The 16,155-nt window shown below is 44.7% G+C and carries 14 protein-coding genes; all 14 read left to right on the forward strand.

Annotated elements, in window-relative coordinates:
- Positions 1-119: 119 nt before the first annotated feature.
- The 14 genes from mraZ to J1N09_RS09525 all read left to right on the forward strand — a co-directional run bounded on the left by mraZ (position 120) and on the right by J1N09_RS09525 (position 16,153).
- Positions 120-593: a division/cell wall cluster transcriptional repressor MraZ gene (gene mraZ, locus J1N09_RS09460; protein ID WP_265199931.1), complete on the forward strand. Its 474-nt coding sequence runs from the start codon at positions 120-122 to the stop codon at positions 591-593.
- Positions 580-1,476, forward strand: coding sequence for a 16S rRNA (cytosine(1402)-N(4))-methyltransferase RsmH (gene rsmH, locus J1N09_RS09465; RefSeq protein WP_265200003.1), 897 nt, complete (start codon positions 580-582; stop codon positions 1,474-1,476). Before mraZ ends, rsmH begins: the two co-directional genes overlap by 14 nt.
- The gene (locus tag J1N09_RS09470) at positions 1,476-1,796 is read left to right on the forward strand and encodes an FtsL-like putative cell division protein (protein ID WP_265199932.1); all 321 of its coding nucleotides are present in this window, start codon (positions 1,476-1,478) and stop codon (positions 1,794-1,796) included. Before rsmH ends, J1N09_RS09470 begins: the two co-directional genes overlap by 1 nt.
- A 5-nt stretch (positions 1,797-1,801) precedes the next feature.
- On the forward strand, positions 1,802-3,802 hold the full coding sequence (locus tag J1N09_RS09475; protein WP_265199933.1) for a penicillin-binding protein: 2,001 nt from the start codon (positions 1,802-1,804) through the stop codon (positions 3,800-3,802).
- Positions 3,799-5,265: a UDP-N-acetylmuramoyl-L-alanyl-D-glutamate--2,6-diaminopimelate ligase gene (locus tag J1N09_RS09480; RefSeq protein ID WP_265199934.1), complete on the forward strand. Its 1,467-nt coding sequence runs from the start codon at positions 3,799-3,801 to the stop codon at positions 5,263-5,265. Before J1N09_RS09475 ends, J1N09_RS09480 begins: the two co-directional genes overlap by 4 nt.
- Before the next feature lie 3 nt (positions 5,266-5,268).
- The gene (gene mraY, locus J1N09_RS09485; RefSeq protein ID WP_265199935.1) at positions 5,269-6,507 is read left to right on the forward strand and encodes a phospho-N-acetylmuramoyl-pentapeptide-transferase; all 1,239 of its coding nucleotides are present in this window, start codon (positions 5,269-5,271) and stop codon (positions 6,505-6,507) included.
- Positions 6,508-6,509: 2 nt separating this feature from the next.
- Positions 6,510-7,844: a UDP-N-acetylmuramoyl-L-alanine--D-glutamate ligase gene (gene murD / locus J1N09_RS09490; protein ID WP_265199936.1), complete on the forward strand. Its 1,335-nt coding sequence runs from the start codon at positions 6,510-6,512 to the stop codon at positions 7,842-7,844.
- 12 nt (positions 7,845-7,856) lie between these two features.
- Positions 7,857-9,050 (forward strand): FtsW/RodA/SpoVE family cell cycle protein, encoded by a 1,194-nt coding sequence (locus J1N09_RS09495; RefSeq protein ID WP_265199937.1) that lies wholly within the window; start codon positions 7,857-7,859, stop codon positions 9,048-9,050.
- The gene (gene murG / locus J1N09_RS09500; protein ID WP_265199938.1) at positions 9,037-10,131 is read left to right on the forward strand and encodes an undecaprenyldiphospho-muramoylpentapeptide beta-N-acetylglucosaminyltransferase; all 1,095 of its coding nucleotides are present in this window, start codon (positions 9,037-9,039) and stop codon (positions 10,129-10,131) included. Before J1N09_RS09495 ends, murG begins: the two co-directional genes overlap by 14 nt.
- A complete protein-coding gene (locus J1N09_RS09505; protein ID WP_265199939.1) occupies positions 10,128-11,483 on the forward strand; it encodes a UDP-N-acetylmuramate--L-alanine ligase in 1,356 nt (451 codons plus the stop codon). The genes murG and J1N09_RS09505 overlap by 4 nt, the downstream gene beginning before the upstream one ends.
- The gene (locus J1N09_RS09510) at positions 11,473-12,189 is read left to right on the forward strand and encodes a cell division protein FtsQ/DivIB (RefSeq protein WP_265199940.1); all 717 of its coding nucleotides are present in this window, start codon (positions 11,473-11,475) and stop codon (positions 12,187-12,189) included. The genes J1N09_RS09505 and J1N09_RS09510 overlap by 11 nt, the downstream gene beginning before the upstream one ends.
- A gap of 4 nt (positions 12,190-12,193) precedes the next feature.
- Entirely contained in the window at positions 12,194-13,534 is a 1,341-nt protein-coding gene (ftsA, locus tag J1N09_RS09515; RefSeq protein WP_265199942.1) for a cell division protein FtsA, read from the forward strand.
- A gap of 35 nt (positions 13,535-13,569) precedes the next feature.
- Entirely contained in the window at positions 13,570-15,591 is a 2,022-nt protein-coding gene (ftsZ, locus tag J1N09_RS09520; RefSeq protein WP_265199943.1) for a cell division protein FtsZ, read from the forward strand.
- A gap of 112 nt (positions 15,592-15,703) precedes the next feature.
- The gene (locus tag J1N09_RS09525; protein WP_265199944.1) at positions 15,704-16,153 is read left to right on the forward strand and encodes a GatB/YqeY domain-containing protein; all 450 of its coding nucleotides are present in this window, start codon (positions 15,704-15,706) and stop codon (positions 16,151-16,153) included.
- Positions 16,154-16,155 lie beyond the last annotated feature (2 nt).

Genomic DNA, 16,155 nt, shown 5'->3' on the forward strand with positions numbered 1-16,155 from the left:
CTGTGAGCTATTTGATATGAGATCGTGGTAAAACTTATTAACAATGTGGTAAAATGTGGTAAAAAGTGGTAAAAGTTCTATATATTTGGATTTATTAATACCGAACGACAAACAACCTAATGCTCAATCTCATAGGGACATACGAATGCAAGGCCGACGTAAAAGGGCGGGTAATGGTTCCTTCTGCACTGAAGAAACAGCTCGCGCCCGTGTCCAATAATGGCTTTGTGATCAAGCGTGCGGTTTTTCAGCCCTGCCTGGAATTATATCCTATGGATGAATGGCAGGCTCTTATGGAAAAGGTGAGCGGGTTAAATAGGTTCAATAGGAAAAACAACGACTTCATTCGAAGATTCACAGCAGGTGTCAAAACTGTTGAGCTCGATGCTACAGGCAGGTTGAATATACCGAAGGACCTGGCGTCTTTCGCAGGTATTGATAAAGAACTAGTGATCTCTTCCGCTATCAACATAGTTGAGATCTGGGATAAACAGAAATACGAACAAGCTATAGACGACGCGGCCGATGATTTCGCAGATCTGGCTGAAGAAGTAATGGGTGATGCAAGCAACGCAGACCATGGAATATCATAAACCGGTACTACTTCACGAAACAGTAGACGGCTTAAATATCCAGCCCAACGGGGTATATGTGGATGTCACTTTCGGCGGCGGCGGTCATTCAAAGGAAATACTTCAACGACTTGGTACAGAAGGAAAGCTGATCGCCTTCGACCAGGACACAGACGCGCTTGAGAATGCTATCGACGATCCCCGGTTTTTGTTAATTAACGAAAACTTTAGATTTCTCAAGCGCTTCTTACGTTTCTATGGGTATACGCAGGTGGACGGTATCCTGGGTGACTTCGGAGTTTCCTCCCACCAGTTCGACGTGGCTGAACGCGGTTTTTCAACACGCTTCCAAGCCGACCTCGACATGCGTATGAACACAAAAAGCGACTTCTCTGCCTATGATGTTATCAATACTTACGAACAACAACGACTCAAGCAAGTCCTGTATAGCTACGGTGAATTACGTAGTTCTGCGGGTATGGCACGCGTAATTGTTGAGGCAAGGCAACAACAGCCTATTAAGACCAGTGAGGAATTGAAGAAGGCATTGGGCAGGTTTCTTCCCAAACATCGTGAAAACAAAATACTCGCACAGGTGTTCCAGGCAATTCGTATTGAAGTGAATCAGGAATTGGAGGCCCTTAAGGAGTTTCTTTTGCAGACCGCAGATGTGCTAAAGCCAGGAGGCAGATTAAGCCTGATCTCCTATCACTCTCTTGAAGACCGACTTGTAAAGCGATATATGCGGAATGGACTGTTTGAAGGAGAACCGGAAAAGGATGTATTCGGAAGGGTAGAAGTCCCTTTCAAGCCTGTTGGGAAATTTATAATCCCTTCAGAAGAAGAAATAAGTGAAAACCCAAGAGCGCGCAGCGCGAAATTGAGAATAGCCGAAAAATTGTAATGAAGAAGAGTTTCTACAATGTAGTTAAAGGGAAGTTTTTGGTAAGCGACGATGCTTTCCGAAACTGGCGCTTTATCATTTTTCTCTCTTTCCTGGCGCTTATCATGATCGCCAGCTCGCATAGTGCCGACAAGAAAGTACACCGAATCGCTGAGCTGAGCGATGAAGTAAAGGAATTAAAAAGTGAATATGTAGATGTGCGCATGAAGCTCATGCAAACCAAACTGGAAAGCAGGATCATTAGGGCAATGGCCGCAAGGGGACTCCAACCCTCGGTCACCCCTCCACAACGAATCAGAATAACCTCAAACAACGAATAAAACAGGTGGCTACGGAAGACAAAAACATACTTAACCGCCTCTATATTATCGCCGGATGTATGTTCGTCTTTGCATTTGCCGTGGCTTTCAAACTCATGAACATTCAGTTCGTGGAAGGTGAGAAATATCGCGACCTGGCGCAAAGGAATACAACCAAGAATTTCGAGATACCTGCAAATCGCGGAAATGTATATGCCGACGATGGAAGTCTGCTCGCCACTTCAGTTCCGAAGTATGAAATACGATTTGACGCGGTAACGGTTTCCTCGGAAGACTTCAAGGAACATCTCGTTCCCCTTTCGAAAGAACTCAGCAAGATGTTCGGTAGGTCTGCATCCTACTATCAGCAGCGATTCAGAAAGGCAAGAGCCGATAAGAACAGATACTTACTGGTGGCAAAGAATCTGGGGTATTCAGAATACATAAAAGTTAAGAGCTTTCCACTATTCAATAAAGGACCATACAGAGGTGGATTTATTATGGATCAGCATACCGTTCGCGAGCATCCCATGGGGAAGATCGGTGAACGACTGGTGGGTAGCCAGAATAAAAATGAACCCGGTGTATATGAAGTAGGTTTCGAAGGAGCCTTTAATCAATACCTGCAGGGGAAGAATGGGCGCCGACTAAAGCAGAAGATAGCCAAAGGCCAGTGGAAACCTGTATCAGACAATAACGAGATCGAACCTCAAGACGGTTACGATGTGATCTCAACAATCAACGTGAACATCCAGGATATTGCACATCATGCCTTGCTGAAGCAAATGGAATATTATGAAGCCGAGCATGGATCGGTTATCGTTATGGAAGTAAAGACCGGGGAAATAAAAGCCGTTTCCAATTTAGGGCGAACAAAGCAGGGCACCTATTATGAGAAACTGAATTACGCAGTAGGCGAAAGCCATGAGCCGGGATCGACCTTTAAAGTTATGGCCTTCATGGCAGCCCTGGAAGATAAGGTGATCGATACCTCCACGGTAATTGATACACAAAACGGAACCAAGCGATTTTACGGAAGAAGCATCACAGATAGCCGAAGAGGTGGTTACGGCGAGATCTCAGCAGCCAAAACACTTGAGGTGTCTTCAAATATTGGCCTGGCCACCATCATCGATGAAGCCTACGCTAAGAAGCCTCAGAAGTTCATTGACCGACTCAACAGCTGGAATCTGAATTCGAAGATCGGTATACCTATCCTCGGTGAAGGCAAGCCGATGATACCGGGTCCCGGCCACGAAAATTGGAGTAAAAATGCCTTACCATCAATCGCATATGGCTACAATCTTAGTTTGACCCCGCTTCAAACACTTGCATTTTATAATGCCATAGCGAATGATGGCGTGATGGTGAAGCCACGATTTATCAAGGAAATTCGGAAGTGGAACCAGGAGGTGGAAACATTCGAAACAGAAGTGATCAACGAAAAGATATGTTCCGATGAAACTCTTCGTCAGATTCAGGATATACTACTAAACATAGTGAAGCGAGGAACAGGTGAACGATTGTATTCTGAATATTTCTCTATGGCCGGTAAGACAGGAACGGCACGAACCGAATACTGGTTGCCAGGCTGGGAAAAGGATCGCAAATATATCTCATCCTTCGCAGGTTATTTCCCGGCGGAAAATCCCAAGTATTCATGCATCGTTGTTATCCACAAGCCTAGTACTAAAAAAGGATACTATGGAGCCGATGTAACAGGTCCAGTATTTAAGCGTATTGCCCAGAAGATATTTACAGATTCGCCCAGGATCGCAGAGATAGACGAAGTGGATAGAGTGGATGAAGCTTTTGCCTCCGATTTCGAGAATTATTACAACGAAGTGCAGAAAACCGGCACTGCGGTTCCTGACGTTTCGGGGATGGCCGGTATGGATGCTGTGTCCCTGTTAGAAAACATGGGGATGCGAGTGGAAATCAAAGGAAATGGAACGGTTGCTTCGCAGTCTATCGAGCCCGGAGCTGCGTTCCGCAAACGTCAGATAATACAATTAATGCTTAAATGATCTTACTGAAAGACATATTGTATAAGGTTTCCATTGAAAAGACAGTGGGTACTACTGCTGTGGCTATAGGTAACATTCATTTTGATTCTCGTAAAGTTGAACTCAATGATGTCTTTGTAGCAATTCGTGGTACCGTATCCGATGGTCATGATTTCATCAAAATGGCCACTGATAAAGGAGCGCTTGCCGTGATCTGCGAAGAGTTGCCGGAACTCGTTATCAATGGTATTACTTATGTGCAGGTAAATGATAGTCAGCAAGCCCTGGCGCTTATGGCTTCGAACTACTACGAGAATCCTTCAGAATCACTGAAACTTGTTGGAGTGACAGGAACCAATGGCAAAACGACCATAACCACATTACTATATCATCTTTTAAGTTCGGCAGGTTTTGAAACAGGTTTGCTTTCCACTGTTCGTATTATGGTGGGAAGTAAGGAATTTGAAGCAACACACACGACCCCGGATTCACTTACCATTAATCACTATTTAAGAGAAATGGTGGAAGCAGGTGTTGAATATTGCTTTATGGAAGTGAGTTCCCACGGAATCCATCAAAAAAGGACAGAAGGACTGACTTTTGTGGGTGGAATTTTCACCAATCTATCCCATGACCATCTCGACTATCACAAGACATTCAAGGAATATCGGGATGTAAAGAAATCCTTTTTTGATCACCTGCCTAAATCGGCTTTTGCCCTTACTAATGCCGACGACAAGAACGGTCCTCTGATGCTTCAGAACACGGCGGCAAAAAAATATACTTACGCCTTAAAAACCTATGCTGATTACCAGGGCCAGATTTTGGAGAACCAGTTTAGCGGTCTTCTTCTGAAGATCAACAACAATGAACTATGGGTAAAACTAATCGGCGCTTTCAACGCGTATAATATGCTGGCCATCTTCGGAACAGCCGATCTCTTAGGCCTTGAGACGATCGAAGTACTTCAATTGATGAGCAACCTGGAAAGTGTAACCGGCAGGTTTCAGTATACCGTTTCAGAAGATTTAAACATAACAACCATTGTCGATTATGCGCATACACCGGACGCATTGAAGAATGTGCTCCATACCATCAATAGTATTCGTACAGGCAACGAAGAACTCATTACCGTAGTAGGTTGTGGCGGTGATCGGGATGCCGAAAAGCGCCCTAAAATGGGGAACATCGCGGCTTCATTGAGTACGAAAGTGATTTTCACAAGTGATAATCCACGAAGTGAAAAGCCCGAAGATATAATAGAGCAGATCGAAGCCGGAGTGCCACCAGAGCACTTTAAACGTACGCTGTCAATTACAGATAGAAAACAGGCGATAAAAACAGCTTGTCAGATGGCCGATAGAAACGACATCATCCTTATTGCCGGGAAGGGTCATGAAACCTACCAGGAGATCAATGGTGAACGTTTCGATTTCGATGATTTTAGAATTGTGAAGGAGTTCATAAACGCCCTAAAAAAGTAAACTATGTTGTATTACCTTTTTGAGTATTTAGAAAAAAACTTTGATATCCCAGGGGCGGGACTCTTCAGTTTTATCACCTTCAGGGCGGCACTGGCCGTGATCCTGTCGCTGGTGATCGCTACTTTCTTCGGAAAGAAGATCATCCGGTTTCTTCAGAGAAAACAAATGGGAGAGACCATTCGCGACCTCGGTTTGCAAGGTCAGAATGAAAAAGCGGGTACTCCTACCATGGGAGGGGTCATTATCATCCTCGCTACCCTGGTTCCGGTGCTTTTACTGGCGAAACTGGACAACATCTATGTGATCATGCTCATCGTAACCACACTTTGGATGGGGACCATTGGTTTTATAGACGACTATCTCAAGAAATTCAAAAACGATAAAAAAGGACTGCCCGGAAAATTCAAAGTGATAGGACAGGTTGGACTGGGCATCTTCGTGGGGGCTATTATGTACTGGCATCCAGATGTTACTGTTCGATTGGAAAAGGATAATGTAGCTCCCGCAACCGAGATCACTGCCCAGGTGGAAGATCCGACTCTGGAATTTGGCCCGGAGGAGAATAGCCTGCTTACCACCATACCCTTTGTTAAGAAGAACGAATTTAACTATGAAAGTCTGATCTCCTGGGCTGGTGAAGGAGCAAAGGATTACATCTGGCTGATCTTCATCCCTATCCTCATATTTATCATCACCGCTGTTTCGAACGGAGCAAATCTCACCGATGGAATAGACGGCCTGGCTGCAGGGACCTCAGCTATCATTGCCGTCACACTGGCCCTCTTTGCCTGGGTTTCGGGTAACCTGATCTTTTCAGATTACCTGAACATCATGTACATCCCGAATACGGGAGAGATGACCATTTTTATCACCGCTTTTGTTGGAGCTCTCATAGGTTTTCTATGGTACAATGCTTACCCGGCCCAGGTGTTTATGGGAGATACGGGTAGCCTTACTATTGGAGGTGTGATAGCTGTAATAGCCATTGCAATACGAAAAGAATTATTGATACCCATCCTCTGTGGCATTTTCCTGATGGAGAATTTGTCGGTGGTACTGCAGGTGAGTTGGTTCAAGTATACGAAGAAGAAGTTTGGTGAAGGAAGAAGGATCTTTCGAATGTCACCATTACATCATCACTATCAGGTGAAAGGATTTCACGAAAGTAAGATCGTTACCCGGTTTTGGATTGTAGGGATCTTTCTGGCAATTCTAACCATAGTGACTTTAAAGATCAGATAAGTATGCAGCGCTTAGTAGTACTGGGAGCAGGGGAGAGCGGGGCCGGAACCGCCATACTAGGAAAAAAAGAAGGTTTCGAAGTATTTGTATCGGATTACGGAACCATAAACAATAGATACAAAGAAGTTCTTATACATCATGAGATCGAGTGGGAAGAAGGAACCCATTCCGAAGAAAAGATTTTGAATGCCAGCCTGGTGATGAAAAGTCCGGGAATACCTGATACGGCACCCATAGTACAAAAACTACTGGCCAAAGGTGTTAAGGTGGTTTCTGAAATAGAGTTCGCTTATAAGTATGCGAATGCGCATTTGGTGGGTATTACCGGAACAAACGGTAAGACTACTACAGCCAATCTAACCTACCAGGTTTTACATCAGGGTGGACTGGATGTTGGACTGGGTGGAAATATCGGTAGAAGCTTTGCAGGGATGATAGCCGAAGATGCCCATCGGTATTACGTGCTGGAGCTGAGCAGTTTTCAGTTGGATGGAATAGTAGAATACCGAAATCAAATTGCGGTACTACTGAATATCGTTCCCGATCACCTGGACAGGTATGAATACGACTTCAGCAAGTATGTGGAGGCGAAATTCAGGATACTGATGAACCAGACGGAGGAAGACTATTTCATTTACGACGCAGACGATCCGGTGATCGATAAATGGCTTTCGGAACATAACACACGACCTCAGATGATACCTTTTTCAGTAACTAAAAAACTTGAAAAGGGAACGTATTTAGAAGATGAAAAAATAATAATAAAACTAAACAACACAGAAGAAATTATGCCAATCGCAACTTTAGGTTTACAAGGACAACACAATATTAAAAATGCCATGGCGGCTTCTACGGTGGCGGCCCTGCTGAGAATTAGGAAGTCGACCATCAGGGAGTCCATGGAAAACTTCCAGGGGGTGGAACACCGACTGGAAAAAGTACTTAAGATCAACAACGTGATGTATATCAACGATTCTAAGGCAACTAACGTGAATGCCGCTTTCTATGCTCTCGACAGCATGGAAACGCCAACTGTTTGGATCGCCGGTGGAGAAGACAAGGGAAATGATTACACCGAGTTGTTACCGCTTGTAAACGAAAAGGTGAAAGCCATCATCTGCCTGGGTGTTGATAATGAAAAGATCATCAACCAGTTTGGAAGTTGTGTGGATATAATGGTTGAAACAGATTCTATGAAAGCTGCGATTGAGATCGCTTACAAACTGGCAACAAGAGGAGATACCGTATTGCTTTCCCCAGCTTGTGCGAGTTTTGATCTCTTTAAGAATTTCGAGGATAGAGGAAGGCAATTTAAAGAAGCAGTTAGAAATCTATAGCGAGAATTAGATATGCAGGGAATATTTAAAAATATCAAAGGAGACAAAGCGATCTGGGCAGTTGCGGGCCTCTTGGCGCTCTTTTCTTTCCTCCCTGTATACAGTGCCAGCAGTAACCTGGCGTATCTCTATGGTGATGGCAGTACTTTACCGTATTTACTGAAGCACCTTGCGCACCTACTCTTAGGGTTTGCCATCCTGTACGGAGTTCATAAAATTCCTTATCGATATTTCCGCGGACTTTCCATTATCGCCTTACCCGTTGTTATTATCCTGTTGCTCATTACGCTTTCCCAGGGAACTACAATCGAAGGAGCTAATGCGAGCAGGTGGATTCGAGTTCCGTTTGTTGGTGTGACATTCCAAACATCCACACTGGCGGCGGTTGTTCTTCTTACCTATGTTGCCAGATATCTCTCGAAGATCACGGACAAAACGATCACATTCAAGGAGTCCTTATTACCCTTGTGGTTACCTGTATTCCTGGTCTTAGCCCTTATTTTACCTGCCAATTTCTCAACTACAGCAATCATTTTTGCCATGGTTGTGGTAGTGGTATTCATTGGCGGCTATCCATTAAAGTATTTAGGCATTGTCCTTGGCGCCGGGGTGGTTATGCTGGCACTCTTTGTACTTACTGTCAAAGCCTTCCCGGGATTGTTCGATAACAGGGTGGATACCTGGATGAGCCGAATTGAAAGTTTTACAGATAATGCCGATACGGAAGCCGACTACCAGATCGAAAAAGCCAAGATCGCGATTGCATCAGGAGGAGTGACCGGCCTTGGACCCGGGAAGAGTGTTCAGAAGAACTTTTTACCACAATCATCATCAGATTTCATTTATGCCATCATCGTTGAGGAATTCGGGATGGTAGGTGCGATGACTCTTATGTTCCTGTACCTGTTGTTGTTGTTTCGGCTAGTAATTGTTGCCCACAAGGCCAGTTCGGCTTTTGGTACCTTACTCGTAGTTGGTGTGGGATTACCCATTGTATTCCAGGCATTGATCAATATGGCTGTGGCAGTAGAACTGTTCCCGGTTACCGGACAGACCTTACCATTGATCAGTAGTGGTGGGACATCGATCTGGATGACCTGCCTGGCGTTAGGTATGGTGCTAAGTGTTAGCGCTAAAAGAGAAGCGAAATTAAAAGAAATGGAAGAGGTGGAAAATCCTCTCGAAATATTAAGTGAAACCTTATAAATTCATCATATCAGGAGGAGGAACCGGGGGGCATATCTACCCGGCCATAGCTATTGCCAACGAATTAAAACGCAGGTATAGTGATTGCGAGATCTTGTTTGTTGGGGCAAAGGACAGGATGGAGATGGAAAAGGTTCCGCAGGCTGGTTATTCAATTAAAGGACTATGGATCTCCGGTATTCAAAGGAATTTAAGTTTAAAGAACTTACTCTTCCCACTAAAGCTGGCCTCCAGTCTCATTCAGGCTAAAGGGATAATTCGCAAGTTTCGTCCTGATGCTGCGATCGGGACGGGTGGTTATGCCAGTGCACCCTTGCTTAGAGTAGCTTCCATGAGAAGGGTTCCCTGTCTCATCCAGGAACAGAACAGCTATGCGGGGATCACTAACAAATGGTTGAAGAACAAAGTGCAAAAGATCTGCGTGGCCTACGATGGTATGGATGCATTCTTTCCTTCGGAAAAGATCGTGATGACCGGAAATCCTGTGCGTGAGGACCTACTCGATATCTCAGAGAATCGAAGTGAGGCGCTATCTTTCTTTAATCTGAATGCTGAAAAGAAAACCTTACTTATTCTGGGCGGTAGCCTTGGCGCCCGGAAGATCAATACACTGATCGACAGCTCCTTGGAGATGCTTACTTCCGAAGGCGTGCAGCTCATCTGGCAGTGTGGAAAGTTTTATTATGAAGAGTACAAAGACAGAAGCAAAGGAACGGTTCAGGTGCATGCCTTTTTGAACAGGATGGACCTGGCGTATGCAGCAGCGGATATCATTATTTCCAGGGCCGGTGCACTTTCTGTTTCTGAATTATGCCTGGTGGGTAAACCTGTCATCTTTATACCTTCACCTAACGTTGCTGAAGATCATCAGACAAAGAATGCCCAGGCAATTTCCGAAAAGAATGCAGCAGTTTTATTAAGAGAATCGGAAGCCGAAACGAAGTTCGAAGCCGTATTTACTGAACTATTGCATTCCGAAGAAAAACAAAGAACTCTTTCTGAAAATATAAAGAAACTCGCTCGTCCCGATGCAACACGTGAGATCGTGGATGAGATTGAAAAATTAATTAGTAGCTCTTGAAGAAACTCGATAACATACAAGCCGTCTATTTCATAGGCATTGGAGGAATTGGGATGAGTGCCCTGGCGAGGTTTGTGAACCTACAAGGGAAACAGGTTTGTGGCTACGACAAAACTGAAACCGAACTTACCAGGGAACTGGTAACGGAAGGAATTTCGGTTACCTATATCGATGAGGTTTCGGAAGTGCCTGATGCGATAAAAAACAATGAAGATACGCTGGTGGTCTACACCCCGGCGATACCAAAAGATAACACCTTGCTTAATTGGTTTCGAACAGAGAATTATACTGTGATTAAGCGCGCTCAGTTCCTGGGCGAGGTGACACGAAACACTTTATGTTTGGCTGTGGCTGGCACGCACGGAAAGACAACAACATCGGCTATACTTGGTCATTTGTTGGCGGACTGTGACATGCCGGTCACCGCTTTTTTAGGAGGCATAGCAGAGAATTATAATTCGAATTTCATAAGCAGGGGAACGGAGATCACCGTAGTGGAAGCCGATGAGTTTGACCGTTCGTTTTTAACCCTGAGTCCGGACATTGCCTGTGTAACTTCAATGGACGCGGATCATCTCGATATCTATGAAGACAAAGGTACCCTGGAGGATGCCTTCAGGGAGTTTGCTGAGTTGTTGCCTTCCAAAGAAAAACTATTACACAAAAAAGGATTGCCGTTAGATGGCAAATCGGTTGCTGTAGAATCCTCAGCCGATTTTGAAGCGATGAATGTTCGCATAGAAAACGGCCAATATGTTTTTGATCTGAAAACACCGAATGAACTCATCAGGGATTTACAGTTTTCACTGCCCGGACATCATAACCTACAGAATGCAGTTACTGCTTTGGGTATGGCAATTTTAGCAGGTTCCCCAACCCATTGTCTGCCCAAAGCATTAGGTAACTTCCGTGGAGTTCAAAGGAGATTCTCTTACAGGATCAGGCGGGACGACCTGGTGCTTATCGATGATTATGCTCATCATCCAACAGAGATCGACGCCCTTAGTCAGGCAGTAAATGAATTGTATCCTGACGATAAAAAATTAATCGTGTTCCAGCCTCATTTGTACAGCAGAACCAGGGATTTTGCCGATGGATTTGGAGAGAGCCTGGCCCGATTTGATGAAGTGATATTGCTAGACATTTATCCAGCCAGGGAAGAGCCCATAGAAGGGGTAACTTCTTTGTGGTTAATGGGTAAAATTGATAAGGATAATGTAGCGTTGACCAGTAAAAACGAACTTCCTGCGGCAATAAAAGAATCCAGGAGCCGTATAAAACTTATAGTAGGCGCCGGAGATATTGGAGCCGAGGTGGATAGAATCACAAAATTTCTGAGCGATGAAGGTTAATAGTTGGTTCATAAAATTGAGTGTCTTAGTGGTCTTGGTGGTCTTCCTTCTGGGCTTCTCGAGACAGCGAAATGCAAGTCGGAATCTTGAAAAGATCAACATCGAATTTACCGATGAAAATGAGCCATTTATCACTCATGATGCGGTTAATAAATTGTTAATACAAAATACAGACAGTGTTACGAGTATAGTCAAAGAAACTTTAGATTTGAATGAGATGGAGCAAAGGCTGCTAGGGAATCCTATGATCCGGGATGCCGAGGTTTTTGTGACCGTGGATGGAGCCCTCGGAGCGCAGATCGAGCAGCGAAATCCAATTGCCAGAGTGGCTTCGAGTCCGGATTATTACCTGGACGAAGACGGAAAAAAAATGCCGCTTTCTTCGGTCTACACAGCTAGAGTTCCATTGATCACAGGAAGATCTCAATCAGATTTAACCGAAGTAACACAATTACTGCTCGAAATAGAAGGAGATGATTTTATGAAAAGCAGTGTGGTAGGATTGCATATAGAAGGCAGTGGAAATGTAATTCTAAGATTGCGAAAACACGAATTAAAAGTTCACTTCGGAAAGCCAAGGGACATCGCCAGAAAGTTTAGAAACTTCAAGGCGTTTTATAAAAAGACCAAACAAGACAATCTGATTAACAATTACAGCCTGGTCGATCTGCAATTTGGAGATCAGGTGGTAGCAACAAAAAAGTAAAGCCATGGAACACGAAAATATTGCTGTTGGGTTAGACATTGGGACAACCAAGATCGTTGCCATGATCGGTAGAAAGAACGAGTATGGCAAAATGGAGATCCTGGGTATCGGTAAGTCCAAAAGCCTGGGAGTACACAGGGGTGTGGTGAATAATATCACACAGACCATTCAATCCATACAGCAAGCGGTACAGGATGCCGAAGCTTCCTCCGATATGAAGATTTCGGAAGTAGTGGTTGGAATTGCGGGTCAGCACATACGTAGCCTTCAGCATAGCGACTACATCACCCGGTCGAATAGCGACGAGGTGATCGACGAAGAAGATATCGACCGGCTTTGCAACCAGGTACACAAACTTGTAATGCTGCCGGGAGAGGAGATAATTCACGTGCTTCCGCAGGACTTTAAAGTAGATGGTCAGGCTGAAGTAAAAGAGCCCATCGGTATGTATGGAGGTCGATTGGAGGCCAATTTCCATGTAGTAGTTGGGCAGGTTTCATCGATCAGGAATATTGGAAGATGTGTGAAAAGTGCCGGACTGGAATTGTCAGGAATTACTCTGGAACCTCTTGCATCTGCCAACGCGGTATTGAGTCAGGAAGAGAAAGAGGCTGGAGTGGCACTTATCGATATAGGGGGCGGTACTACCGACCTAGCCATTTTCAAAGATGGTATCATCCGTCATACGGCGGTAATACCGTTTGGTGGAAATGTTATTACTGAAGACATCAAGGAAGGCTGCAGCATTATCGAAAAGCAGGCGGAATTGTTGAAAATAAAGTTCGGATCGGCATGGCCGGGAGAAAACAAGGACAACGAGATCGTTTCTATCCCAGGACTTCGAGGCAGGGAGCCAAAGGAGATCACCTTGAAGAACCTATCCAAGATCATACACGCGAGAGTGGTGGAAATCATTGAGCAGGTATATCTGGAAATTAAGAATTACGGTCATGAGGACCAGAAGAAAAAATTGATCGCGGGAATAGTACTTACCGGTGGAGGTGCTCAACTAAAACACCTCAAGCAACTGGTGGAGTACATTTCCGGAATGGACACTCGAATCGGCTACCCGAACGAACATTTAGCAGGGGATAGTGATTCGGAAACTACGAGTCCGATGTTTGCAACAGCAGTTGGACTGGTACTAGATAGTTTGAACAGCAGGGACAAAGCCGCTCAACCAAGCACGGCTGTGGCAATGGAAGAAGCAACTGGTTCGGAGGGGGTAGTTCAGGAGAATGAGAATGAAGAAGAGGAAGTGATGGACAATACACCGAAAGAACGCAAGAGGTTCTTCGATAAATGGGCTGAAAAGTTCAAAGAATTTTTAGACAACGCAGAATAAGAGAATACAATATACAACCTCACAAAATAAACAACATGAGCAGCAACACAGAATTTGAAAATATTTCATTCGATCTGCCAAAAAATCAATCGAACGTCATCAAGGTAATTGGTGTAGGTGGTGGCGGGAGCAATGCTATTAACCACATGTTTAGCCAGGGAATCAAGGGAGTGGATTTCGTGATCTGTAACACAGATTCCCAAGCACTTGAGAACAGCCCTGTCCCGATAAAGATCCAATTGGGTGTCTCGCTAACTGAGGGTTTGGGCGCAGGAGCCAATCCTAAGATCGGAGAGCAATCGGCCGTAGAGAGCATGGAAGAGATCAAGAACATGCTCACTACCAATACCAAGATGATATTTATCACAGCTGGTATGGGAGGTGGTACTGGTACAGGTGCAGCTCCTATTATTGCGAAAATGGCCAAGGAGATGGATATTCTAACCGTAGGTATTGTTACGATTCCATTCCAGTTTGAAGGTAAGCTTCGTAATGAGCAGGCACAGATTGGTGTTGAGAAGCTGCGTCAGAATGTAGATTCTCTCATCGTTATCAATAACAATAAGCTACGCGAGGTTTACGGAAATCTTGGATTTAAAGCTGGTTTTTCAAAGGCTGATGAAGTTCTTGCTACGGCTGCGAGGGGTATAGCCGAAGTGATCACGCATCACTACACTCAGAATATTGACCTTCGGGATGCGAAAACCGTGCTGGCAAATAGTGGAACCGCCATTATGGGAAGTTCAAGTGCGACAGGTGCAAATCGTGCAGGAGAAGCGATCAACAAGGCGCTGGATTCACCGTTGTTAAATGATAATAAGATTACCGGCGCAAAGAATGTATTGCTTCTGATCGTTTCCGGTTCCGAAGAGATCACGATTGATGAGATTGGAGAGATCAGTGATCACATCCAGGACGAAGCGGGTCATAGCGCGAATATCATTATGGGTGTTGGGGAAGACGAATCTCTCGAAGGCGCTATTTCGATCACGGTCATCGCCACCGGATTCAATGCTGAACAGCAGGACGAGATCGTGAATACCGAAACAAAGAAGATCATCCATACACTGGAAGACGAACAAAAAGCCGAGCAAGTGCTTACTCCGGAACCAACCGCAACGCCGGTCGAGATCCCGGTGTCTGAAGTTACCCAACAGGCTAAACAAGTGGAAAGCGAACCGGTAATACGACATACATTATTCGAGGAGGAGGAAGAAACGGTTGTAGTTCCCAAAACAGAGAAGAAAGCAGAAGCCAAGACGGAATTGACTTTTGAAGGTTATATTGAAACAACAGAATTGATTAAGAATATCGACGTCACATACTCAGAGATCGATATTCATCATTTAATGGAGTTCGAACAGGTTATCATTAATGAGATCGATGTGAATGATTTTGAAATTGTGGATCACAAGGAGGAAGCAGAGGTTGTTCGGGAAGTAAAGGAAGAAGCAGTAGCTCAGGAGCCGGAAGACCAGATGTTGATGTTTGATCTGCCTGCGGTTTCTTCTGATGACACCGCTGAGGCTCCAAAGAAGAAGGAACTCGATATAGAGGTAGCTACTTCTAGCATTGAAGAAATTGAAGTTAAAGATGCCATTGAAGTAGTCCCGGTAACCGAAGTGACTGGCGAAGGTGTTAAGCGTTATAGTTTGGATGATTACCAGGAGATGGAAACCATGCTTAATGAGGCAAAACCAGGTGATACTGAGGACGAAGAAGTTGCCTTTTCTACACGCACTGTAGAAAGTCCGGATACTGATGAGAAAGCCGATGATGAACCTGCCGATCCATTAAATACACCTATTTCCAAGCTTTTAAAGGATAGAACGGAAGAGCGCAAGAAGAAAATGAAGGAGTTCAATTACAAGTTCAGGAATAGCGCATCTAAGATCGAGGATATTGAAAAGCAACCGGCGTATAAGCGTGCGGGCATCGATCTGGACGAGACCAAGAACTCCGGAGACACCAATATTTCGAGGACTTCTGTGAACACAGACGATGATGATATTGAATTGCGATCCAACAACTCATTCCTCCATGACAATGTAGATTAATTGTTTAGATTAAATCGTTGCAGACGGCCCGCGGTGAATGTAATTTGCCGCGGGCTATTCTTTTCAGGAAATTAATAATTATGTATCTTCGCGGTCTGATTAAACAACGGATATGAGTTTACAGAAAAAGGTCATGGATGCGATGAAAGTCGCAATGAAAGAGAAGGATACAGTTGCCCTGCAATCGCTGCGTGCGGTGAAGTCGGCTATACTTTTAGCCCAGACAGAAGAAGGTGCTTCTGAGGAGCTTTCCCAGGACCAGGAACTCAAATTATTGCAGAAACTTGTGAAGCAGCGCAAGGACAGTGCGAGTATCTTTACCGAACAGGGAAGAGATGATCTCGCCGCTCCTGAACTTGCCGAAGCTGAAGTAATTGGGCAATTCCTCCCAGCACAAATGGGCGAGGAAGAAATTGCGAAAGTTGTAGATGAAATTATCGCACAAACCGGTGCCAGTTCCATGAAAGACATGGGTAAGGTGATGGGTATGGCGAACAAGGCAATGGCCGGCAGGGCGGATGGTAAGACCATTTCGACGCTTGTTAAGGCTAGGTTGTCATAAAG

The organism is Aureitalea sp. L0-47 (assembly GCF_026126405.1).
Taxonomy (GTDB): Bacteria; Bacteroidota; Bacteroidia; order Flavobacteriales; family Flavobacteriaceae; genus Pukyongia.